Annotated in this window: 15 protein-coding genes and 1 pseudogene; 9 read left to right on the forward strand and 7 right to left on the reverse strand. The window is 72.3% G+C overall.

From position 1 onward, the window contains the following. Positions 1-4: 4 nt before the first annotated feature. Entirely contained in the window at positions 5-3,163 is a 3,159-nt protein-coding gene (gene ileS / locus FLX07_RS06800; protein WP_142568629.1) for an isoleucine--tRNA ligase, read from the reverse strand. Positions 3,164-3,866: 703 nt separating this feature from the next. On the opposite strand from ileS, the gene FLX07_RS06810 reads away from it, so the two are divergent. The 3 genes from FLX07_RS06810 to FLX07_RS06820 are packed head-to-tail and all read left to right on the forward strand — an operon-like array spanning position 3,867 to position 5,801. Beyond that, positions 3,867-4,262, forward strand: coding sequence for a TraR/DksA family transcriptional regulator (locus tag FLX07_RS06810; RefSeq protein ID WP_142568633.1), 396 nt, complete (start codon positions 3,867-3,869; stop codon positions 4,260-4,262). Continuing rightward, positions 4,235-4,879: a signal peptidase II gene (gene lspA / locus FLX07_RS06815; protein ID WP_317984464.1), complete on the forward strand. Its 645-nt coding sequence runs from the start codon at positions 4,235-4,237 to the stop codon at positions 4,877-4,879. Before FLX07_RS06810 ends, lspA begins: the two co-directional genes overlap by 28 nt. After that, entirely contained in the window at positions 4,872-5,801 is a 930-nt protein-coding gene (locus tag FLX07_RS06820) for an RluA family pseudouridine synthase (RefSeq protein WP_142568636.1), read from the forward strand. The genes lspA and FLX07_RS06820 overlap by 8 nt, the downstream gene beginning before the upstream one ends. A gap of 141 nt (positions 5,802-5,942) precedes the next feature. On the opposite strand, the gene FLX07_RS36910 is transcribed toward FLX07_RS06820, so the two are convergent. Both FLX07_RS36910 and FLX07_RS06830 read right to left on the reverse strand, forming a co-directional pair. Continuing rightward, positions 5,943-7,541 carry a serine/threonine-protein kinase gene (locus FLX07_RS36910; protein WP_208762099.1) on the reverse strand — a complete coding sequence of 533 codons (1,599 nt, stop codon included), beginning with the start codon at positions 7,539-7,541 and terminating at the stop codon, positions 5,943-5,945. Positions 7,542-7,637: 96 nt separating this feature from the next. Continuing rightward, on the reverse strand, positions 7,638-9,521 hold the full coding sequence (locus tag FLX07_RS06830) for a serine/threonine-protein kinase (RefSeq protein WP_142568638.1): 1,884 nt from the start codon (positions 9,519-9,521) through the stop codon (positions 7,638-7,640). 363 nt (positions 9,522-9,884) lie between these two features. Between FLX07_RS06830 and FLX07_RS06835 the strand changes: the two genes are divergently transcribed. Further along, entirely contained in the window at positions 9,885-12,713 is a 2,829-nt protein-coding gene (locus FLX07_RS06835) for a M14 family zinc carboxypeptidase (RefSeq protein WP_208762100.1), read from the forward strand. 64 nt (positions 12,714-12,777) lie between these two features. Beyond that, positions 12,778-14,208, forward strand: coding sequence for a M1 family metallopeptidase (locus FLX07_RS06840; protein ID WP_142568640.1), 1,431 nt, complete (start codon positions 12,778-12,780; stop codon positions 14,206-14,208). Between the two features lie 66 nt (positions 14,209-14,274). Here FLX07_RS06840 and FLX07_RS06845 read toward each other — a convergent pair whose 3' ends face one another. From FLX07_RS06845 to FLX07_RS06855, 3 genes are all read right to left on the reverse strand, one after another. Then, entirely contained in the window at positions 14,275-14,910 is a 636-nt protein-coding gene (locus FLX07_RS06845; protein WP_142568641.1) for a response regulator, read from the reverse strand. Then, entirely contained in the window at positions 14,907-16,049 is a 1,143-nt protein-coding gene (locus FLX07_RS06850) for a sensor histidine kinase (protein WP_142568643.1), read from the reverse strand. The genes FLX07_RS06845 and FLX07_RS06850 overlap by 4 nt, the downstream gene beginning before the upstream one ends. Positions 16,050-16,235: 186 nt before the next feature. Then, the gene (locus FLX07_RS06855) at positions 16,236-16,940 is read right to left on the reverse strand and encodes a GNAT family N-acetyltransferase (protein WP_142568645.1); all 705 of its coding nucleotides are present in this window, start codon (positions 16,938-16,940) and stop codon (positions 16,236-16,238) included. A 155-nt stretch (positions 16,941-17,095) separates the two neighbouring features. Here FLX07_RS06855 and FLX07_RS06860 point away from each other — a divergent pair, with 155 nt between their 5' ends. After that, positions 17,096-17,869 carry a MerR family transcriptional regulator gene (locus FLX07_RS06860; protein ID WP_142568647.1) on the forward strand — a complete coding sequence of 258 codons (774 nt, stop codon included), beginning with the start codon at positions 17,096-17,098 and terminating at the stop codon, positions 17,867-17,869. 190 nt (positions 17,870-18,059) lie between these two features. Further along, the gene (locus FLX07_RS06865; protein WP_142568649.1) at positions 18,060-18,551 is read left to right on the forward strand and encodes a hypothetical protein; all 492 of its coding nucleotides are present in this window, start codon (positions 18,060-18,062) and stop codon (positions 18,549-18,551) included. A gap of 85 nt (positions 18,552-18,636) precedes the next feature. On the opposite strand, the gene FLX07_RS06870 is transcribed toward FLX07_RS06865, so the two are convergent. Next, positions 18,637-21,309 (reverse strand): serine/threonine-protein kinase, encoded by a 2,673-nt coding sequence (locus FLX07_RS06870; protein WP_142568651.1) that lies wholly within the window; start codon positions 21,307-21,309, stop codon positions 18,637-18,639. 325 nt (positions 21,310-21,634) lie between these two features. Here FLX07_RS06870 and FLX07_RS38685 point away from each other — a divergent pair. Together FLX07_RS38685 and FLX07_RS37525 are read left to right on the forward strand one after the other, a co-directional pair. Further along, a pseudogene (locus FLX07_RS38685) lies at positions 21,635-22,120 on the forward strand (hypothetical protein); the annotation flags it as partial. A 207-nt stretch (positions 22,121-22,327) separates the two neighbouring features. Continuing rightward, a complete protein-coding gene (locus FLX07_RS37525; RefSeq protein ID WP_223852764.1) occupies positions 22,328-22,636 on the forward strand; it encodes a chorismate mutase in 309 nt (102 codons plus the stop codon). The last annotated feature ends 66 nt before the right edge of the window (positions 22,637-22,702 follow it).

Consider the following 22,702-nt stretch of genomic DNA (forward strand, 5'->3'; position numbering starts at 1 on the left):
GGGATCAGGCCTTGCGGAGGCGGAAGGACAGGCCCAGGTCGGCATCCTCGTGGACCGGCAGGTCCTCGTCAGGAACGCCCTCGGCGAGGCTCACCGCCAGCACCTCGTCGGCGACGGCGTCGCCGCCCTCGCGCAGCGCCGCTGCCAGCTCACCGCCGGCCGACCACCACAGGTGGATGCGGTCGGTGATGGACAGGCCGGTGGACTTGCGGGCCTCCTGGACGAGCCGGATCACGTCACGGACCAGGCCGGCCCGGCGCAGTTCGTCGGTGATCGCCAGGTCCAGCGCCACGGTCTCGCCGGTGCCGGTGTCCACCGCGCCGGTCTCCACGGCCCAGCCCGACTTCGGCTGCTCAGTCACGATCACGTCGTCCGCGCCCAGCTCCACCGTGCCAAGTTCTCCGGCCTCGACGGTCGCGGGCCCGCCCGAGCGCAGGGCGCGGGCCAGCTCCGCCGGGGCGGCGCCCGACACGGCCGCGGCGACGAGCTTGGTCTGCGAGCCGAACCGCTTGCCGAGGCTGCGGAAGTTGGGCTTGACCGTGAACGTCACCAGGTCGGCGGAGAAACCGGACAGGTCCTCCAGCCGCTGGACGTTGAGCTCGTCGGCGATCAGGTCGCGCAGCTCGCCGGGGAGCGAGGCCCAGCCGGGGGCGCCGACCAGGGCCCGGCCGAGCGGCTGGCGGGTCTTGACCGACGACGAGGCACGCGCCGACCTGCCCAGCTCCACGAGCCGGCGCACCAGCGCCATCCGCTCCGACAGCTCGGGGTCGAGCAGCGCCGCGTTCACCTCCGGCCACGTGGCCAGGTGCACCGAGGCCGGGGCGTCCGGGTCGCGCAGCACGTCCCAGAGGTAGTCGGTGACGAACGGCACGAGCGGGGCCATGAGCCGGGTGACGGTCTCCAGGCACTCGTACAGCGTCGCGAAGGCCGACGCCTCACCGGACCAGAAGCGGCGGCGCGAGCGGCGGACGTACCAGTTGGACAGGTCGTCCAGGAACTCGGTGAGCCGTCGCCCGGCCCGGGTGGTGTCGAACTCCTCCAACGACGCGGTGACCTCGGCCACCGTGCGGTGCAGCTCCGCCAGCGCCCACCGGTCGATCAGCGGCCGCTCCGCGTACGCCGGGGCGTCGGCCATCCGGGCTGGCGACCACGACTCGGCGTTGGCGTAGAGCGCGAAGAACGACGTGGTGTTCCAGTAGGTCAGCAGGACCTTGCGGACGATCTCCTCCAGCGCGGTGTGCCCGATCCGCCGGGGCGCCCAGGGGGACCCGGAGGTGGCCATGTACCAGCGCAGGGCGTCAGCGCCGTGCTGGTCCATGAGCGGCATCGGGCGCAGCACGTTGCCCAGGTGCTTGCTCATCTTGCGGCCGTCCTCGGCGAGGATCAGGCCGAGGCAGAGCACGTTCTCGTACGACGACCGGTCGAACACCAGCGTGCCGACGGTCATCATCGAGTAGAACCAGCCGCGGGTCTGGTCGATCGCCTCGCAGATGAACTGGCCGGGGAAGGAGCTCTCGAAGACGTCCTTGTTCACCAGCGGCGCGCCCCACTGGGCGAACGGCATGGCGCCCGAGTCGTACCAGACGTCGATCACGTCGGGCACCCGGCGCGCCTCGGCCTGACACGTGGGACAGGGGAAGGTGACATCGTCGACGAACGGGCGGTGCGGGTCGAGGCCGGTCAGATCGTGGCCCGCCAGCTCACCCAGCTCCTTCAGCGAGCCGACGCAGGTGACGTGGTCCTCGTTCTCCGAGCAGACCCACAGCGGCAGCGGCGTGCCCCAGTAGCGGGACCGCGACAGCGCCCAGTCGACGTTGCCCCGCAGCCACTCGCCGTACCGGCCGTGCTTGATCGTCTCGGGGAACCAGTTGGTGCGCTCGTTCTCGGCGAGGAGCCGGTCCTTGATCGCGGTGGTCCTGATGTACCAGGACGGGAGCGCGTAGTAGAGCAGCGGGGTGTGGCAGCGCCAGCAGTGCGGGTAGCTGTGCTCGAAGTGCTCGCCGCGGAACAGCAGCCCGCGCTCGCGCAGGTTCTCCGTCAGCGGCTCGTCGGCGTCCTTGAAGAACTGACCGCCCACGAACGGCACGTCCGGCAGGAAGCGCCCGTCCGGGCCGATCGGGTTCACCACCGGCAGGCCGTAGCGCTTGCAGACGGTCATGTCGTCGGCGCCGAAGGCGGGGGCCTGGTGGACCAGGCCGGTGCCGTCCTCGACCGTGACGTACGTGCCGAGCACGACGTAGTGGGCGCCCTCGATGTCCACCAGGTCGAAGGGGCGCCGGTAGACGGTGTGCTCCAGCTCGGAGCCCTGGTAGGTGGCCAGCACCTCGGCGTCCTCGCCGAGGACCCGCCGCAGCAGCGGCTCGGCCACCACCAGCACCTCGTCGCCGCGCCGGGCCGCGACGTACGTGACGTCGGGGTGTACGGCGACCGCGGTGTTGGACACCAGGGTCCAGGGCGTGGTGGTCCAGATCAGCAGCGAGGCGCCCATCTCGGCCAGCGGGCCGGAGACGACGGGCATCCGCACGTACACCGACGGGCTGGAGACGGTCTCGTAGCCGCCGGGCTGGCCGAGCTCGTGGTCCGACAGGCCGGTGCCGCAGCGGGGGCAGTACGGCGTGATCCGGTGGTCGCGGAACAGCAGGTCCTTGTCCCAGACGACCTTGAGCGACCACCAGACGGCCTCGACGTACTGGGGGTCCATGGTGCGGTAGGCCTGGGACATGTCGACCCAGTAGCCCATCCGCTCGGTCATCTCCTCGAACGCGTCGACGTTCCGCAGCACCGACTCGCGGCAGCGCGCGTTGAACTCGGCGATGCCGTACGACTCGATCTCGGGCTTGCCGGACAGGCCGAGTTCCTGCTCGACGGCGACCTCGACGGGCAGGCCGTGGCAGTCCCAGCCGGCCTTGCGGGGCACGTGGTAGCCGCGCATGGACTTGTAGCGGGGGAAGATGTCCTTGAAGACGCGGGCCTCGACATGGTGCACACCGGGCATGCCGTTCGCCGTGGGCGGGCCCTCGAAGAACACCCAGGAGGGGCCGTCGGCGTTCTGCTGCAGCGAGCGCTCGAAGACCTTCCCGTCCCGCCAGCGTTCGAGGACCTCGTGCTCGAGGGCCGGCAGGTCGACCTGCGCGGGAAGTGAGCGGAAATAGTGGGAAGACATCGTCGGGCGGGACCTCCACGCGGTGGCTGTGACAGCCTGCTGACATGGCGTGAAGGGACGAAGCCGCCGGACGGCTCCGCGGTACCACCCTTCTTGACGCCCGGCCGGTGCCGGACGCCCTCTCGTTTCGCTTTCCGCTGCCGGTTCTACTCGGCCGGGACGGCCTTTCTTCCGGCGGCTCCGGGGTGATCTTCCCTTCACGGCCCGCCCCGGGCTTGCACCGTCCCCGGGTCGCTGAGCGGGCGGATGTGGAGGTACTCGTCCCCATCAACACCTTGCAGACTATGACGATAACGCAACCCGGCCGGAAGGGCTTCCCGATATGCGGGTGACGTCCCGGGTGAGACCCGGCTCGTCGCGGGAATACGTGGGAGGAACACGCGCAGGCTCCGCGATTGTTGTGGGGGTGTGCGGGTGGGCGCCGTGGCCGGCGAAACGGCGACGGAGGCGGCCCCGCGTGGGCCGCCGCCCCGGGACCCGGGGCGTGGGTCCGGGTGGCACCACCCACGACAAAACGATCGAAATAGAGGGCGACGAGGAGGAGCTGCGCGAAGGCGCCACCCGGTTACGGGTGGGGTAAAAGCCTCAGCGAGTCCGTTGCCGATCCGTTATCGGCGACTTATTCTGCCCGGACGGGCTCGAATCGCACCCACTCGAAGGGTGCCACGGGGCCGAAGGGTTCTGGGCGAAGGGGAGGCCCGCAATGACGACGCGCACGGCGAGAACCGCCATCAGTGACGACGTCTGGTCCGAAGAGGAGCTCGCCGAAGTCTGTGAGCGGCTGCGGCACGAGATCGAGGAGTTGCGCGCCGACATCGCCCGGGCGGAGGAACAGCTCGCCTCCGGAGATGTGAGCCAGGGCGCGGGGGACGATCCGGCGGACGCCGGAGCCAAGACGTATGAGCGTGAGCGCGAGATCGCCCTTACCCTGAATGCGCGCGACCTGCTCGCGCAGAACGAGCGGGCGATCGCCCGCGTCGAGGCAGGGACTTACGGAGAGTGCGAATCGTGCCACAAGCCGATCGGCAAGGAGCGCCTGCGGGCATTCCCGAGGGCGACGCTGTGCGTAGCGTGCAAGCAGCGGGAGGAGCGCCGCTGAGCGGTGAACCCGCGCGGCCCGACCGGGCGCGGAGGATCGCTCTCCTCGTCGCCGTGGCCGCGGTGGTGTACGCGCTCGACCAGGTCGCGAAGTTCCTCGTCGTGGAGTTCCTGGAGCACGAGGGGCCTGTCACCGTCGTGCCCGGCGCGCTGGTGCTGACGGTGATCCGCAACGCCGGGGCCGCCTTCAGCATCGGCACCGGCATGACGATCGTGTTCACGGTGATCGCGCTGGCCGTCGTCGTCGCGATCGTCCGTACGGCGCGGAAGCTGCGCAGCCTGCCCTGGGCGATCACGCTGGGCCTGCTGCTGGGCGGGGCGGTCGGCAACCTGACCGACCGCATCTTCCGGTGGCCGGCCCCGTTCCAGGGGCACGTGGTCGACTTCATCCAGGTGTTCCCGGTCACCCGGTTCCCGGTGTTCAACGTCGCCGACTCGGGCATCGTCTGCGGTGGCGTGCTCGCCGTGTTCCTCGCCTGGCGCGGCTACCAGATCGACGGCACCCGCCAGATGGACGGGTCCGTCGAGGACCACACGCAGGACAGTGCGCAGGACCACGCGGAGGGCGAGTCGGGCAAGCAGGCCGGCGAACGGGCGGGGGAGCGGGCCGATGGGTGACCAGCGCAGCCTGCCCGTGCCGGACGGCCTGGAGGGCGAGCGCCTCGACGCCGCCCTGGCCCGGCTTTTCGGCTTCTCCCGCACCCGCGCGGCCGAACTGATCGCCTCCGGGGACGTGCTGGTCGACGGCGGCGTCCCGGCGAAGTCCGACCGCGTCCACGCCGGGGCGTGGCTGGACGTCACGATCCCGCCGCCGCCCGCCGCGCCGATGCCCGTGGCCGAGCCCGTGCCGGGCATGGCGATCCTGTACGAGGACGACGACGTCGTCGTGGTGAGCAAGCCGATCGGCGTGGCGGCGCACCCGACCGTCGGATGGACCGGCCCCACCGTGATCGGCGGCCTGCTCGGCGGCGGGCACCGGGTGTCCACCAGCGGCGCGGCCGAGCGGCAGGGCATCGTGCACCGGCTCGACGCCAACACCACCGGCGTCATGGTCGTCGCCAAGAGCGAGCGGGCCTACTCGCACCTCAAGCGGGCGTTCAAGGAACGCACGGTCGACAAGCGCTACCGCGCGCTCGTGCAGGGGCACATGGACCCGCTGCGGGGCACCGTGGACGCCCCGATCGACCGGCATCCGGCGGGTGACGGGCGCTTCGCCGTGGTGGCAGGCGGCAAGGACTCGGTCACGCACTACGACACGATCGAGGCGTTCCGGGCGGCGTCGCTGCTCGACATCAAGCTGGAGACCGGCAGGACCCACCAGATCCGGGTCCACATGGCCGCGCTCAGGCACCCGTGCGTGGGCGACCTGCTGTACGGCGCCGACCCCACCCTCGCCGCCCGCCTCGGAGTGGGCCGGCAGTGGCTGCACGCGGCCTCGCTGTCGTTCGAGCACCCGGCGACGGGGGAGTGGATGACCTTCACCAGCGACTACCCCGCAGACCTGGCCAACGCGCTGGAGATCCTCGCGGACGAGGGCTGACGCCGCGCTCCGGGCATTCATCCCATCCGGCGCCCGTGCTGCGTCCGTCCTGCGGCGGTCCTGCGGTGCTTGCTGATGGCGCGGCCAGGTGCTGATGGCGCGGTCAGGCCGTGACGGCGTGGTCAGGCGGTGATGGCGCGGTCAGGCATCCCTGTCGTTCTCCGGCTGGGTGTAGCCGTCGGGAATGTCACCGAGGTCGTCCGTGGTGGCCTCCTGGCCCTCGCCTTTTCCCTGGCCCCCACTCTTGCCCTGGGGCGGCTCGGCGCTTCCGCCGCCGGCCCCGGGCTTGGGCGCGGAGGGCTTCCCCTTGCCTGTCTGCTGTCCGGGGGGAGACTTCTTGGGCTTGCCCGCCCCCTTGGACGCGGCCCCGGTGGGCTTGCCCTTGGGTTTCCCCCCGCCGGGCTTGCCGGGTGGCCTCCCGGCGGACCTGTCCGTTGGCCTGCCGCGTTCCTCCATACGGTGCCCGCCCGCGGCGCCGCTCCCGGTATTCGTCACCGGCTGGGTGGCCGTCCTGCTCACGTCGCGGCTCTCGGTCCGCTTGCCGGCCTCGGCGGTCCTGGGTTCGGTGGCCCGGGGTTCGGCGGTCTTCGTCGCGAAGACCGTCACCGTAGGCGTGCTCACCACGGCGGTCCCCCTCGGGTCGGCCGGAAGCCTGGCGGTGGTGAACGCGACGGCGCCGGCCACCAGCCCGACGAACGCGACGAGTGCCCCGGAACCCGCCGCCAGGGCCCAGGGCCTGCGGCGTCCGCCCACCGGTACGGGCGCGGGCACCCGGACCGGCGTCGGGGTGCCCTCGCCGAAGGGTATGGGCACGGGCGCGGACACGGGCTCCGAAGGCGCGGTGTCGAAGATGGGCATCAGCCGGGCGAGCCGGGGCGGCTGTCGCGGGCGCGGCACGACCGAATCGGTCACCTGCCCGCTGGCCACGGCGTGCAGGTGCTGGGCCGCGTAGTCCGCGGTCATCCTGCGGGCCGGGTCCTTGATGAGCAGACCCTCGATCACCGGTGCCAGCGGTCCGGCATTGTGCAGTGGGCCGGCCTCCTCGTACATGACCGCGGCCAGTGTCGCCAGCGCGTGACCGCGGTGGAACGGCGAGCGCCCCTCGACGGCCAGGAACAGCGTCACTCCGAGCGACCACAGGTCCGACGCCCGCTGCGCCTGCTGTCCCGCCGCCCGCTCCGGAGCGATGAACGCCGGGGTGCCGATCAGCATGCCGGTGCGGGTGACCGGCGAGTCGTCCTCCATCGCGGCGATGCCGAAGTCCGTCAGCACGACCCGGCCGTCGTCGGCGAGCAGCACGTTGTCGGGTTTCACGTCCCGATGCAGCACCCCGTTCGCGTGGGCGACGCGTAGCGCGGCCAGCACCTGGGATCCGATCTCCGCCACCCGCCGCGGCGGCAGGGGGCCCTCCTCGCGGATGACCGATCCCAGCGTCCGGGACGGGATCAGTTCGAGGACGATCCAGGGGTAGCCGTTCTCCTCGAAGGCGTCGTACACTGCCGCCACGCTCGGATGGCTCAACCGCCCGGCGGCCCTGGCCTCGCGGAAGGTCCTGATGGTGAAGACCTCCCGCTCCGGACCGGTGAGCTCGGCCGACGCGAGCAGCTCCTTGACGGCGACCTCTCGTTCGAGCACCTGGTCGACGGCGCGCCACACGGTGCCCATGCCGCCCCGTCCCAGCGGCTTGATCAGGCGATAGCGTCCTGCCACGACACGTTCGGAGGTCTGCGCTTCAGCCATGATTGTCGCGCTACCCCTCGTGGGCGAACGCATGCGACATCGTTACTGTTCTGGGGCAAAATCCTTCTCGACCTGCGGATCTTCATCAAATCGTTATCAAGGCTGGAAGGTGCGAGCGAAGGCGTTGAAATACGACAAACCGGAGGTCCACCGGGAGTCGGCGACCTGCCAGTAGAGAGCGACGCAGCGGCCGTCGTCGAGCCTGAAGGCGCGGTCGAGCACCCGCACCTTGCCGGCGTCGGTCGTGTGGGTGAACTCCCAGTCCGCGGCGGGAACACCGAGGTATTTCCTGGCCGTCAGTCCAATGCGCTCGTAGCCGCGCAGGTAGCCCTTCTTGGTCGAGGTCGCCTCGACCGTGCGCAGGGCGGCCACCGGGTCCGTGGTCTCCCAGGGGGTGAAGTCGACCTGTAGGTAGTCCCGCCCGCCGGGGTCGTGGAAGCGCACCCGGGTGGCCTCCCTGTGGAACGGGACCCAGCGGGAGGGCAGGGCGATCGCGAAGCCGAGCGGGTCGTGGTGGGTCTTCCACCCCTTGGGCACCGTGGCCGCCGTCGGCGTGGGGGACTTCGGCGACGGCTCCTCCGAGGGCTCCTCCGTCGGCTTCTCCGTGGGATCCTCTGCCGGCTGCTGCGTCGGCTCGGACGGGAGCGCGGACGGCTCGCCGGAGGCGCTCGGCTCGGTGTCCCCCGACGTGTGATCGGAGCCCAAGGTGGGATCGGTTCTCGCGGGTACGGGGTCCTCGGCGAGGGTCCCGCCGCCGGCCAGCGAGTTGTAGCCGTACCAACCGCCGGCGACGACGATCACGAGCAGCAGCGGTAACAGGACGAACAGGGTCACCTTGGCAGCGGAGCCGTGCCCCGGAGGGCGCGCACCCGGTGCGGGATACGCGCGGGGGTGGCCTCCCGGCGGGACGGCGGGTCCGCCGGGGCCCGTCGGTCCCGGGTGGCCGGTGGCCCCCGGCCAGGAGGCGGAGCCGCCGGACTGCGGTGGGCCGCCGTACGGCTGCGGGCCACCGGCCTGGTGCGAGCCGCCGTACGACTGGGAAGCGCCGTACGGCTGCGGGGGGCCGGCCGGGCTCTGGCTCCAGGGGCCGGGCTGCCCCGGCTGGGGCGGCCCGGACGGGGAGCCGCTCCAGGGGCCCGGGTCGGGCCGGTTCGCCAGAGGATTAGGGGTGGCCGCGACGGCGGCGTTGAGCAGGGCGGCGGCCTCGGCCGCGCCGATGCGCCGGGCCGGGTCCTTGCGCAGCAGGCCTTCGAGCACCGGCGTCAGGGCGCCCGCCCGCCGGGGCGGGGCGGGGTCGTCGTGCAGGATGGCCGCCATCGTGGCCACGGGGGAGTTGCGCTCGAAGGGGGTCCTGCCCTCGACCGCCGCGTACAGCGTCGCGCCGAGGGACCACAGGTCGGACTCGGGGGTCGCGGGGTCACCGTTCAGCCGCTCGGGCGGTATGAACGCGGGGGTGCCGGTGATGCCGCCGGTCATGGTCAGTCCGGTCTCCTCCGGCATCGTCGCGATGCCGAAGTCGGTCAGCACCACCCGGGTCTCCCCGCTGAGCAGCACGTTCTCCGGTTTAACGTCCCGGTGCAACACTCCCGCGGCGTGCGCGGTGCACAGCGCGTCGAGCACCTGCAGCCCGATCGCGGCGACCCGGCCGGGCGGGAGGGCGCCCTGGTCGCGCAGCACCTCGCCCAGCGACCGCGACTGCACGAGTTGCATCACGATCCAGGGGCGGCCGTCCTCCTCGATCACGTCATGGACGACGACGACGTTCGGGTGGTCGATGCGGCCCGCCGCCCGGGCCTCGCGGATGGTGCGCCGGGTGAACGTCTCGCTGTCCTCTTCGGAGGTGGGGTGGTAGAGCACCTCTTTCACAGCGACGGTGCGGTCGAGCAGGTCGTCGTGGGCACGCCAGACCACGCCCATGCCTCCGCGGCCGATCGGTTCGAGCAGGTGGTACCTGCCCGCGACCCGACGCTCCTCGTCCACCCTGTCCTCCTCGAAACCCCCTGAATGGTCCCACAGGCCGGTACGCGGCCGTCTGTCTTCGATCTCACGACACCGTGCGCCGGTGGTGAAACTCGCAGGCCGTGACGGCGGACGGGGACCGCCTCCGTGGCGGGCGAACTCGATGCGCAGTTGTTATCGGACGTTATGGAAGGGTGATTCGGTCGGCCGCTGCCGCATTCACTTGCGGAAACGTCATTGCTCACAGTTTCCATTCACGTATGGTTATGTTTCGCCGCAGCTTGTCCGATTTATTCACTTCTAATACTGTCCGTAGGGACTTTGTCGTTTCCCGGACGGGTGCTCTCCCCGAGACGTCACCCCGTCCCCCCGCCTGGAGGCGAGATGCGGTTACGCACCACGTTGTGCGGAAGATCCCCCTACGGCATGGCGCTCGGCGCCGCGCTACTGGTGTCGGCGGCGCTCACCCTGACGCCCGCGTCCCCCGCGCAGGCCGGCCCGGTCGACCCGCACAAGGCACCCGGACGGTGCAACACCGACCCGGACGCCCACCTGGGCGCGGTGCCGGCCCCTGAGCAGTTCTTCGGCTTCCCGCTGGGCAAGGGACAGCCCCGGGTGCTCACGACCGAAGAGATCGGCAAGTACGTCGAAGCCGTGGGAGGGGCCTCGGACCGCGTGGTCACGGGCACCGTGGCGCACAGCGTGACCGGCCAGGACCTGCCGTACGCCATCGTGTCCGACTCCCACAACATGGTCCCCGGTCAGCTCAAGAAGATCGCGGACCAGATCCGCTCGCTGCGTGACCCGAGGTCGCTGCGGGCCGACAAGGCGGCGCGCATCGCCGAGGACTCGCCCGCCGTGGTCTGGATCGCCGGCAACGTGCACGGCGGCGAGAAGAGCGGCGCCGACGCCGCGCTCAAGACCCTGTACGAGCTGGCGAGTGGCCTGTCCTGCGACGTCGCGAAGCGCAACGACAACCTGGTCACGGTCATCATGCCGACCCAGAACCCGGACGGCCGCGACGCGAGCCGCAGGACGAACGAGTACGGCTTCGACCTCAACCGGGACTGGTTCGCCCGCACCCAGCCGGAGACCGACGGCAAGCTCGAAATGCTGCGCCGGTATCCGCCGCAGGTCTTCGTCGACGCGCACGAGATGGGCGGGCGGCAGTACTTCTTCCCGCCCAACGCCGACCCGATCCACCACGAGATCGCCGACCAGCCGGTGAACTGGATCAACCGGATCGGCGCGGCGAACGCGGCGGGCTTCGGCTACAACGGCGCCTGCGGCGACGCGGTCACCACCGAGTGCTACTTCAACTACGCGACGTACGACCTGTTCTACATGGGCTACGGCGACAGCGTCCCGGCGGCGGGCTTCGGCGCCGCCGGCATGACGTTCGAGAAGGGCAGCTCGTCGGCGGTCGAGGACCGGGTGCAGCAGCAGTTCAACACCCAGTGGGCGACGACCGGCTGGGCCGCCGACAACAGGCGCGAGGTCCTGAACGGCTACTACTCGATCTGGCAGACCGCGCTCGCCGAGGGGGCCGCCGGCGCCCTGGAGCCGAACGAGGTCGTCCAGCCGGCGAACACCGTCCGGTTCCCGGTGCCCGACATCGCGATCCGGTCGTACTTCCTGCTGCCCGACCGGCAGCTCGGCGACGTGCGCCGGCTGGTCGAGCGGCTGCGCCGCATGGACGTCGAGGTCTACCGGGTGAAAAAGCCGGTGAAGGTGCCCTCCGCGCGGGTCTTCGGCGGCCGGACGGCCAGTGACGTGACGGTCCCCGAGGGGGCCTACTGGATCCCGATGGACCAGCCGCAGAAGCACTGGATCCAGGCCGTCATGGGCGAGGACCCGTACGTCCCGTTCCCCTACTTCTACGACGTCTCCTCGTGGAGCAACCCGCTGCTCGCGGGCGTCGACACCATCTCCACCGGTGACAAGCTGTCGCCGAAGGCCGACCTCGTCAAGGACGTCGACGGCGGGGTGGCCGCCGCCGCGCCCCGGGGCGGGTCGTACTCCTACCCGATGGACTCGGCCGCCGCGTCCGAGCTGACCTTCCGGCTGCTCGGCGCGGGCGTGCCGCTCACGCGTGACGCGCGGACCGGGGTCGTCAGCCTGGCCGCCACCGCGATGAACCGCGGCGAGCTGGACAAGCTCGCCCGCTCGCTGGGCGTGACGGTCGAGGGCGGCGCCGCCCCGGCCTCCGGAACCGCGCTGCGCACGCCCGACGTCGGCCTTTTCGCCGGCACCGGCGTCTCCACCACCTCCGGCTCCTACGGCGAGGCCCGCTACGTGCTCGGCGACCGATGGGGCCTCGGGCTCACGCCGGTGACCACGGCCGACATCAACGACAACACCCCGGCCTTCACCGAGCGGTCCGTCCTGCTCGTCCCGGACGGCAGCAGCGCCAACGGCGGGCTGACCGCGCAGGGCCTGGCCAACCTCAGGCAGTGGGTGGCCGCGGGCGGCACGTACGTCGGGCTGCGCAACGAGGGCACCCGGGTCGCCAGGGCCGCCGGCCTCACCTCCACGACCGAGAAGGCCAAGCCGACCGGCTACCAGGTCATCGGCTCGCACTTCCGGGTGGACGTGGCCCAGGACAGCCCGGTGTCGCTCGGCCGACCGGCGGAGGACTTCCAGTTCAACAACGGCGACCCGATCCTCAACCCCAGCCAGACCGGGGCGAACGTGCTCACCTACCCCTCGGATGACACGTTCTGGTCCAACGGCTACACCGTGGGCGCCGAGGCGCTCAAGGGCACGACCTCTCTCGTCGACGAGCCGACCGGCGCGGGACACGCCGTGCTGTTCGCCTACAACCCGCTGTTCCGGGCGTACAACGAGAACGGCATCCACCTCCTCGCCAACGCGCTGCTGTACCCGGCGGGCGCGCCGCAGCCGCAGGCCAAGCAGCGGACCGCCGCGGCCCCGGACGCGCTGCGCAGCGCCGCCGCGACGGCGCAGGAGCCGCCGAACCTCGGCGGGGAGTGGCGGCCGATCGTCATCCAGGTGGCCGACGCCGACCTCGCGCGGACCCAGGCGGTGGTCGAGCGCTACACGGACACGGCGCTGACCGCGTCCGCGGACGGCTCGTCCTACGTCACGATCCCGAACCCCGACGGACTGCCCGCCGACGAGCACCCGTTCGTCCGCGACCTGGTCCGCGACCTCGGCGCGGCGGGCATCCCGCTCCGCTCCGTCGTCGCCTGATCCCACGCAGGAAACCGGACCGAGCGGCCGGCCCCCGGCCGCTCGGTCCCATGAAAGGACACTCATGACATCGTCTCGTTCGCGCCGGGCGGCGCGGTTCGGCGGCGCCGCCCTCGCGGCCGCGCTGCTCACGGCGACCCAGGCGACCACGGCTCTCGCGGCTCCCGGAAACCCCGGTGCGCCGCGCTACTCCGCGGGCGCCCCCTCGCTCGGCGACCCGTACTTCCCCGACCAGGGCAACGGCGGCTACGACGTGCGGCACTACGACGTCACGTTCACCTACGACCCCGCCACCAAGGTCATGGACGCCACGACCGTGATCACCGCGGTCGCCACCCAGGACCTCGACCAGTTCGACCTGGACTTCCGCGGCCCGCAGATCACGTCGCTGACGGTGGGCAAGCACCCGGCCTTCTACCGGCGGGACGGGCAGGAGCTCGTCGTCACCCCGCGGCCGAAGCTCAAGACCGGGGAGACCTTCACGGTCACGGTGACGTACGCCGGGACGCCGCCGGTCGTCACCGACCCCGACGGCTCGATCGAGGGCTGGGTGCCGACGGACGACGGCGCCTTCGTGCCGGGCGAGCCGCAGGGCGCCCCGGCGTGGCTTCCGGCCAACGACAGCCCCGCGGACAAGGCGACGTTCACCTTCCGTGCGACGGTCCCCGAGGGCGTCACGGTGGTCGGCAACGGCCGCCTGGCGTCCAAGACGACCGCGAACGGCAAGACCACGTTCGTCTGGGACTCGGCCGAGCCGATGGCGACCTACCTCGCCACGGTGACCCTGGGTAACTTCGTCGTCGACGAGACGACCACGCCCGGCGGCATCCCCGTCTACACGGCGGTGGACCCCCGCCTGGTGACCCAGTCGGCCGCGGCGGTCGCCAAGATCCCCGACATCGTCGACTACTTCTCCTCGATCTTCGGGCCGTACCCCTTCAACCAGACGGGCGCCATCATCGACCGCGCGCCCGACGTCGGCTACGCCCTGGAGAGCCAGACCAAGCCGATCTTCTCCAGCGCGCCCAGCGTCGGCACGATGGCGCACGAGCTCGCGCACCAGTGGTACGGCGACAGCGTGAGCGTCGGCAAGTGGTCCGACATCTGGCTGAACGAGGGCTTCGCGACGTACGCGACCTGGCTGTGGACCGAGCACACCGGCGGCGCCACCGCGCAGCAGACGTTCGACAGCTCCAGCAACTACGGCCGGGCGGCGACCTCGTCGTTCTGGCAGGTCGTCACGGCCGACCCCGGCCCCGAGGACATGTTCGGCAACGTGCCGTACAACCGCGGCGCGATGACGCTGCACGCGCTGCGCGGCAAGATCGGCGACGCCGCCTTCTTCACGCTGATCAAGGACTGGGCGACGACGCACCGGTACGGCAACGCGAGCACCGCCGACTTCATCCGGGCGGCGGAGAAGGTCTCGGGCATGGACCTCAAGGCGTTCTTCGACGTGTGGCTGTTCCAGAAGGGCAAGCCCGCCTCCTGGTAAACCCGTTCCGGCGGCTCCCGCTCGCGGGGGCCGCCGGTTTCCGGAAGACACGGGCGGGGACGCGGTTCAGGGACGCAGATGCAGCGTGAGCTGGATGCGGTCGCGCAGGCCCAGCTTGCGCAGCACGCTGGACACGTGGTTCTTGACCGTGCCCTCGGTGATGAGCAGGCGCGCCGCGATCTCCCTGTTGGCGGCACCGGCGGCGACCATCCGCGCCACCTCCACCTCGCGGGCCGACAGCGACTCCTGCCCGCGGAAGGCGACCGGGCTCACCGGCAGGTGCCGCAGCTCGGCGACCAGGCGGGCCGCGACGGGGCTGCCCAGCACGGTCTCCCCGCGGCTCGCCCGGTGCACGGCCGCGACCAGGTCCTCCGGCGAGCAGTCCTTCAGCAGGTAGCCGGTCGCGCCGCCGCACAGCGCGCCGAAGATGAACTCGTCCTCGTCGAACGTGCTGAGCACGACGACCGCCACCTCCGGGTGCTCGTCGGCCAGCCGGACGATCAGCTCCACGCCGTTCATGCCCGGCATGCGCATGTCCACGAGCGCCACGTGCGGACGGCACTCGCCGATCACCCGCAGCGCCTCGTGGCCGTCGGCCGCCTCGCCGACGACCTCGATGCCGTCCTCGACCTCCAGCAGCTTGCGCAGTCCCTGGCGCAGCAGCGCCTGGTCGTCCACCAGCACCACCCTGACCGGCGTCATGCCCGCACCCCCAGCGGCAGCTCGGCGCGCAACTCGAACCCGCCGCCCGGCCTGTTGCCGCCGGCCAGCGTGCCGCCGAGCGCCCTGGCCCGATCCGCCAGCGACGTCAGCCCGAAGCCGCCGCGGGCCCGGTCGTCCCTGCCCGTTCCGTCGTCTCTGACCACGAGTGCCACCTGGTCATCGCCGAACGTGAGCGTGCCGTGCACGTGCTCGGCCTTCGCGTGCCGCAGCGCGTTGGTGAGCCCCTCCTGCAGCACCCGGTAGAGGACGAGCTCGGTGTCGGCCTTCAGATGCCGCTCCTCGCCCCGCACCTCGAAGCTCACGGTGATGCCGGTGCCGTCGAACGACGCCGCCAGCCGTTCGAGCGCGGCGCTGCCGACGCGGCCGTCCAGCGCGAGCGGCCGCAGCGCGCGCACCCAGCGCCGCGCGTCGGCCAGCGCCTCCACGGTGAGCTCCTTGGCCTGGCGGACCTCCGCCCAGGCGGCGTCGGGGCGGCGCCCGCGGAACCGCTCGGCGTTCTCCAAGCCCATCTTGATGACGGTCAGATGGTGGCCGACGGAGCCGTGCATCTCCGCCGCCATCCGGGCCCGCTCCTCGGCGACGGCCAGCTCCCTGATCCGCTCCAGCAGGCCCTGGGCCTCCTCACGTCTGCGCCGTGCTTCCAGCGTGGAGGCCGCCATGCCCAGGACGAACGCGGAGAACACCGCCATCGCGGTGGCCTGGACGATGCCGTCGGCGATCGTCGAGCCCAGGAGCGGCGGCATCACGGCGCATATGACGGTGACGCAGGACAGGGTGGCCGTCGCGACGCGAATGCCATGGAGAAAGGCCAGGTTGGCCACCGCGACGAGGATCAGGGGCATGTGGTAGACGGCCGCACCGGTGACCCCCATCATGAGCGTCGCCACCAGGAACAGCGGCCCCACCCAGAGGCGGCCCCGCGCCCGGCTCCAGGGCAGCGCCAGCCAGAGCGCCACGACCAGCACCAGGTTGGCGCCGAAGAGCGCGCACTGCAGCGGGGCGGCGCCGATCACGGCCGCCTGCGCGAGGCCGGTGGCCAGCAGGGCCGTCACCGTCCAGAACACGAGGTTGAACAGGAACGGCCGGTCGGCGTCGCGAAGCCAGTCGAAGCGCGCCATGGTCCCGACCCTAGAGCGTTTCGGATCGGATGCAATCGCCCACAGGAACCATGACCATGGTCATACCCGCGTCTATCCGCCGCTCAATGCGCCGGTGGACAGGGCGCGACGGACTGTGGCGCTTCACCCGCCGCGATGCCGTCGTGTGGTGACACCTCCGGACGACGGCCTGTCGTGACGGGGCCGTCACGGCGTACGGAACCCGCGGAACGTCACGCGCGTGCGGATCACGAAGCCGAGCCGCTCGTAGAGCGCGAGCGCGTCGACGTTGGCCTCGGCCACGTGGAGGAACGGGCGCTCGTCCCGAGCCGTGATCCGGGTGACCAGGGCGCGTACCAGGCGCGAGGCATGACCTCGGCCGCGGGCCTCCGGGGCGACGCAGACGGCGCTGATCTCGGTCCACCCGGGCGGGCGGAGCCGTTCGCCCGCCATGGCGACCAGCGCGCCGTTCTCACGGACCCCCAGATAGGTGCCGAGCTCATGCGTACGGGGCCAGAACGGACCCGGCCGGGTCCGCGCGGTGAGATCGAGCATCTCGGGCACGTCGTCGACGCCCAGCTCGACCGTCCGCGAGCCGGACTCGGCATCGGCGCGACCCGGGTGGGCGCCCGCGGGCCAGATCATCTGGAAGCCGTCGAGAGTGAAGACCGGCTCCCAGCCCGCAGGCGGGGTCGCCGGGCAGCTGAACAGATCGGCGAACGCGCCGCGACCGAGCAGGCGCGCGAGGTCGGCCCACTCGGCCGGGCCGGGGTCGGCGGGCACCGCGGAGAAGGTCGCGACCTCCGGCATGTAGTTGGCCGCCCGGCCGAGCCGGCGGGCCAGGTGGGCGTGGTGACCGCGTAGCGACTCACCGACCGGGTCGTCGAGTGTGACGGTGTCGTGGTCGGCCATGGTGCGTGCCCTTCGTGTGTGCGGGGGTGAGAGCCGGTGACCAGCCGTCGGCGGGGTCGTGACCGGGGATTGTCGCAGCCGCAGTGTAGTCAGGCGGGCTTCCGCCCTCGCGGGGGCTTGAACCTCACGCCGGGGGAGGTCGTAGCGTTTCGGGCGTGATCGGGGCAGACGACGCCGGACGGCGATGGTCGATCGGCGAACTGGCGCGGGCGGCCGGGATGACGGTGCGCGCGCTGCACCACTACGACGAGATCGGGCTGCTGAGCGCGAGCGAGCGTACGCCCGCCGGGCACCGCCGATACACCGAGCGTGACCTGCGGCGGTTGTACCGGGTCCGCGCGCTTCGGGCGCTCGGCCTGTCGCTGGAGGAGATCGCGGGTGTTCTCGACGGCGCCGCGGACGACCCCGAGTCGATGCGCGAGCTGCTGACGGCGCAGTTGCGCAGGCTCGACGAGCACGCCGAGCTCATCGGAATGCTGCGCCGGCGGATCCGCGGCCTGCTCCGGCAGGCCGGCGACTCGTCCGGCCCCGATCCGGACCGGTTGATGACCACATTGGAGTTGATGTCGGTGTTCGAGACCTATTTCACCGAAGAGCAGCGCGAGCGGCTGGCCGAGCGCAGGAACGCGCTGGGCGGCGAGGGCGTCGAAGCGGCCAAGCACGAGTGGGCGGGGCTCGTCGAGGAGGGCCTGCGGCTCGTGGAGAGCGGCGTGCCCGCGGAGGACGAGCGCGCCCGGGACCTGGTACGCCGCTGGGACGCGCTGGCGGGCGGGTTCCACCCCGACGGAGCGGACGGCGAACGGACCAGGGCGGCGGCCCGCAGGATGTGGCAGGACAACAGCGCGGAGATCGGAGGGAGCCTGCCCTGGCCGGTCGAGCGGATGGCGGGCCTGGTGGCCTACCTGGAACAGGCCCGCCAGGCCGGCTGAGCTCGTCCGGCACGGCGGGCAGAGGCGGGCCGGGTCGCGGGGGCGCTGCTCGCGGGGTGAACCTTTCACCCGTTCCGCCGCGTCTCCCGAGCACCGAGCAGAGCGGGGGAGGGCGAACGTTGACCGGCAGGAGGGGCCGGCCTACCGTCCGGGTCGCCCGCCCCCGCACCCGCCGTCAGCCGGAGGTTCCGTGTTCCGCACCGCCGCAGCGCGCCTCGCCCCCCTGGCCGTCGCCGTCCTCGTGGCGGCCACCGCGCTCCCCGCCTCGGCCGAGGTCGCCGACCCCGCTCCCATCGGCCCCCACCAGTACTTCTACGGTTTCGTCAACGGCCAGACCGGCCACACGATCATCAAGATGGCGTGCTACGGGCCGGTGTTCCCGGGACAGACCGGTCATCCGTTCCCCGGGCAGACGGTGGAGGTGCGGCCCGTCGCGATCTCGTCGTCGTCGGCGAGTATCGGCTACACCGGCAGCGGCGGCGGGCCGATCGCGGTGGACATGGGCGACCCGTCGACCGTCGCGAGGGCGCTCGTGCTGCGCTACTACGGGGTCAAGGCCGAGATCCCGGCCACCGCGACACTGCCGTGCTACGGCTCAGGGAAGGTGACGTTCACGCCCGTGGCCGACAGTTGGACCGCCCGCCAGGCGACCGTCCTCGTCGACTACGTCGGCCAGCCCTGACCCGCATCGCGTCGCCGCCGTGCCGTGACTGCGGGCACCCGCGCAGGGGTGCCCGCGGTCACCGGCGTGACACGCCCGCCGGTCACTACTTCGCCGGTTTGAAGGTGGCGGCGATGGTCTCGAAGAGCTCCTTCTTCTTCTTCCAGTCCTTGTCCTGGGTCTTGTAGAGCAGCGCGTAGCCGTTGTGCTTGTCGGTGACGAAGCCGCGGTCGATCACGCGGGACCGGTAGCGGCTGTCGCCGAAGGTGAACTCCCAGTCGGCCGCGGTCTTCCAGTACCCCTTGACGTCTCTGATCTCGACCAGCTTGTAGCCGGGGAAGTTCCGGCTCATCCCGGGCACATCGCGCCGCCAGACCTTCAACGCGTCCGACTCGGGGCTCGTGGTGTGGTGGACCTCAAGATAGGTGTGCGAGTCCCCCCGGAAGCGGACCTCGCCGTTGCCCCTGCCGTCGACGTGCCACCCCTTCGGCAGCGCGAGCGAGAACCCGCTCGAGTGCTTGTACTTGTGCCAGCCCTCGGGAACGCCGGCGGGCTCGGAGGTCGTGGCACTCGGGGACGGCTCGGGGGACGGGGACGTCGCCTCGTCCGAGGCGGACGGCTCGGCGGAGGACGGCTCGGCGGAGGATGGTGCGGCGGAGGACGCGGCGTCGGAGGGCTTGTCGGCGGTCTTCCCCGTCGCGGCGGGGGCCGCGTCCGACCCGGAAGCGGGGTCGCCCCCCTGGTCGCCCTCGCCTGCCATCAGGCCGAGGTAGCCCGCCACACCCGCGATGATCAGCAGCGCGGGAATGAGGATCAGCGCGACCTTCAGCATGCCGTTCGACGACCGCTGCGGGACCGGGCTGGTGGACACCGGGTGCCAGGCCGCCCCGCCCTGCGCGGGCACCGTGGCGGGCGCCTGCCGCAGCCCGGCCATCGGGCTGCCGGCTCCGGCGATCCCGGCCGCGCCCGAGCCGTCCTGCGCCCGGTCCTCCATGGCCGTGCGCCGCTCGTCGCCCGCGCCCGGCGTGGACCCGCCGTTCGAGAAGGGCCGCGAGGTCCCGGCGCGGGCCGCTCCGGCGCGCTCGCCGGCCCGGTCCGTACGGCTGTCGCTCCCGCCCGCCGCGCCGGAGCCGGTGGCCCCGGAGGAGGCGGACGAGGCCGGCCCCGTCGTGCCCTTGGATCCGGTGGCCCCTCCCGCGGCGCCCTTCGCTGTCGCGCTCGCGCCGAAGGCCGCCGAGGACGGCGATGCCGAAGACTGTGATGCCGAAGTCTGCGATGCCGAAGACTGGGGCGTCGTGGGCGAGCGCTCGCCGGAGGAGGTGCCGGGACCCTTCGCCGTGCCTGAGGCGGCCGAGCCCTCCGGCGCCTTGCGGTCCTCCGCGCCGGAGGTCGCGCCGGAGCCCATAGCGGGGCTGACCTTGACGGTGCCGTCGCCGGCGTCCGCTTCCGCCGGACCGGCTTGCCTCCCGGGCCGCTCCTCGGCGGGGACGCCGGTCGAGGGCTTCGTACGGGCGGGCGGGGCGGCCTGCGCTCCGGTTTCCGGCATGCCTTCCGGCATGGTCTCCGGCACAGCGCCAGGCACAGCGCCCGGCGCCTTCTCCGCCTTCTCCTGAGCCGGGCCGTCCCCCTGCTCCGGCGGCCCGTCGTCGCGTATGACCGGGAGGGGCGAGGTGATCTCGCCGGGGCCCGCTGCCTCGCTTGCGGCCCCGGTCCCACCGCGCCCGGCCGCCGCTCCCCTGCCGGAGGCGGGCGCATGGTCCGCCCCCGCCTCCTCGTCGCCCTGCTCGTGACGATCGTCCCGCCGGGCGGAGGATCCGGGCGGGGGAGACCCGGGCGGGGGAGACACCGGCGGGTACGGCGCCGCGCCCCGTGAGGCGGGCGTTTTGGGCTTCGCGGCCTCCGGCCTCTCGGGGCGCGGCGAAGCAGGCTCGGCGGGCGCGGCGCCGGGTGCGGGCGGCGAGGACAGCTCCCGCGAGGCGCGCTTGAGCAGCCGGGTCAGCTCGTCGTAGCCGGGCCGGTCGGCGGGCTCCTTGGCGAGCATCCGCAGGAGCACGGGGCCCAGCGCGCCCGCGCGTCGCGGCGGGGCCGGGGCGTCGTTCAGCACGGCGTGCATGGTGGCCATCGCCATGCCCCGGTCGTGCGGGGGCTTGCCCTCCGCCGCCGTGTAGAGCGTGGCGCCGAGCGACCACAGGTCCGATTCGCGCTGCGCGGCCTCGCCGCGGAGCCGTTCGGGGGCGATGAAGGCGGGGGTGCCGACGAGGCCGGTGCGGGTCATGGTGGAGTCGGCTTCGAGCCTGGCGATGCCGAAGTCGGTCAGGACCACCCGGCTGTCATCGGTGAGCAGCACGTTCTCGGGCTTGACGTCGCGGTGCAGCACGCCCTGGCGATGGGCGGCGCGCAGCGCGTCCAGGATCTGCAGGCCGATCTCGACGGTGCGCTGGGCGGGCAGCGGGCCGTCCTCCCTGATCACCTGCCCGAGCGAGCGGGACGTCACCAACTGCATGATGATCCAGGGGCGGTCGTCCTCTTCGATCACATCGTGGACGACCACCACGTTCGGGTGCGTGAGGCGGCCCGCGGCCCTGGCCTCGCGCATGGTCCGGCGATTGAGGTCGCTGAGCTCGTCGCCCATGGCGCTGTCGTAGCGGACCTCCTTGACCGCGACCTCGCGGTCCAGCAACTGGTCGTGGGCGCGCCAGACGACGCCCATGCCTCCGCGGCCGATCGGCTCCACCAACTGGTACCGGCCTCCGACGAGCCGGCCTTCCGCACGCGACACTCGAACCCCTTCCTGGACCAATGAATCGTCCCACGGATGGCAAAGGGATCAACCGCGTACATGACTGACGATCCCGAAATCCGAGACAAATCGGTTCGAGTCGTGGCCGCTCGCTGCTAAGGTCCTTGTTATGGGTAGGTACAGCTTGTTTACGAGGCCGGTTCCGGGAGGGCCGGTCGCGTGACGTGAGCTAGCGACCATCCGGGACCGGCTTGAGGCAGGGACGCCAGCGTCTCTGCCTTTTTCGTTCTCTCGGAGGTCCGATCTCAGCGAATCCCCATGGCAGACGGCCGGTTCCGCGGGGCCGGCGCACGGAGGAGCCCACATGTCGAAGGCAGCCCAACTCGACCGCGACGCCGTACGGATCGGCGACCTCGTGATCGGCGACGGGCGCCCCGTTGTGGTGATCGGGGGCCGGGACGCCCGCTGGCTGCGCCTGCGCGGCGACGGCGGCCCTCCCGTCGACGGAGCGGAGATCGTGCAGGACGGGCCGGGAGACTCCTCGAAGGACGGGTCGTGCGCGGACGGGGCGGTCGCCGAGGCCAGAGCGCGGTGGGCGGGCCCGCTGCTGGTGGAGCCCGCCACGGTCGCCGACCTGTCCGCCGTGGCCCGGCACGCCGACGGAGTGGTGGTCGGGGCGGCCTGGGCGGCCGACCCCGATCTCGTCCGCGCCGCGGCCCGGCTCGGGCTTCCCGTCGTCCTCCAGCGGGGAAGCGCCCGGCATGGGCGGCCGGCGACGCTGGTGGAGTGGCTGGCCGCGGTGGATGACTGCGCGGCCGAGGGCAACGAGGCGGTCGTGCTCTGCGAGAGCGGCGGCCGCGGCGAACCGCAGGACGCCGCGCCCGACCTCGGGCTCATGCGCGCCGCCCGGGAGCGCGTCGGCCGCCCCGTGCTGGCCGGACTGGGCGGCGACGGCGGGCTCGCGGACGCGGCGGTGGCGGCGGGGGCGGACGGCCTGCTGATCGACCCGGGCGCGCCCGAGCGAGCCCTCGCGGCGGCGCACGAGGCGGCGACCGTCATGGCGGCGCTCGTACGGCCGGACGATCCCGAGACCCTCGACGCGGCCCGGGGCGCGATCGACCGCGTGGACGCGGCCCTCGCCACGCTCCTCGAACGCCGGGCCGCGCTGGCCGGGCGGATCCAGCGGCTCAAGCCCGTCGGCGGGTTCCGGGGGCGGGACATGGACCGCGAGCGCCGCCTCGTCGCGGCCATGGCCCGCCGTGCTCCCAGCCTCGGCGCCGTGCTGCTCGCCCCGATCATGAACGCTGTGATCGAGGCCGGATTGCGCCTGTCGGAGGAGCGGCGGGACGGCGGGGAGCGGGGATAGAATTCTGTTTCACCTGAGTCCCACCGGCTCGCGATCACGGCGTAGGCCCTGGTCCGCGGTCCGGTG

Source organism: Microbispora bryophytorum, assembly GCF_006874465.1.
Taxonomy (GTDB): Bacteria; Actinomycetota; Actinomycetes; order Streptosporangiales; family Streptosporangiaceae; genus Microbispora; species Microbispora bryophytorum.

Coding starts and splice junctions, on each gene's coding strand:
- ileS (WP_142568629.1), bottom strand. CDS start 3,163: ATGTCTTCCCACTATTTCCGCTCACTTCCCGCGCAGGTCGACCTGCCG.
- FLX07_RS06810 (WP_142568633.1), top strand. CDS start 3,867: ATGACGACGCGCACGGCGAGAACCGCCATCAGTGACGACGTCTGGTCC.
- FLX07_RS06820 (WP_142568636.1), top strand. CDS start 4,872: ATGGGTGACCAGCGCAGCCTGCCCGTGCCGGACGGCCTGGAGGGCGAG.
- FLX07_RS36910 (WP_208762099.1), bottom strand. CDS start 7,541: ATGGCTGAAGCGCAGACCTCCGAACGTGTCGTGGCAGGACGCTATCGC.
- FLX07_RS06835 (WP_208762100.1), top strand. CDS start 9,885: ATGCGGTTACGCACCACGTTGTGCGGAAGATCCCCCTACGGCATGGCG.
- FLX07_RS06840 (WP_142568640.1), top strand. CDS start 12,778: ATGACATCGTCTCGTTCGCGCCGGGCGGCGCGGTTCGGCGGCGCCGCC.
- FLX07_RS06845 (WP_142568641.1), bottom strand. CDS start 14,910: ATGACGCCGGTCAGGGTGGTGCTGGTGGACGACCAGGCGCTGCTGCGC.
- FLX07_RS06850 (WP_142568643.1), bottom strand. CDS start 16,049: ATGGCGCGCTTCGACTGGCTTCGCGACGCCGACCGGCCGTTCCTGTTC.
- FLX07_RS06855 (WP_142568645.1), bottom strand. CDS start 16,940: ATGGCCGACCACGACACCGTCACACTCGACGACCCGGTCGGTGAGTCG.
- FLX07_RS37525 (WP_223852764.1), top strand. CDS start 22,328: ATGGCGGCGCTCGTACGGCCGGACGATCCCGAGACCCTCGACGCGGCC.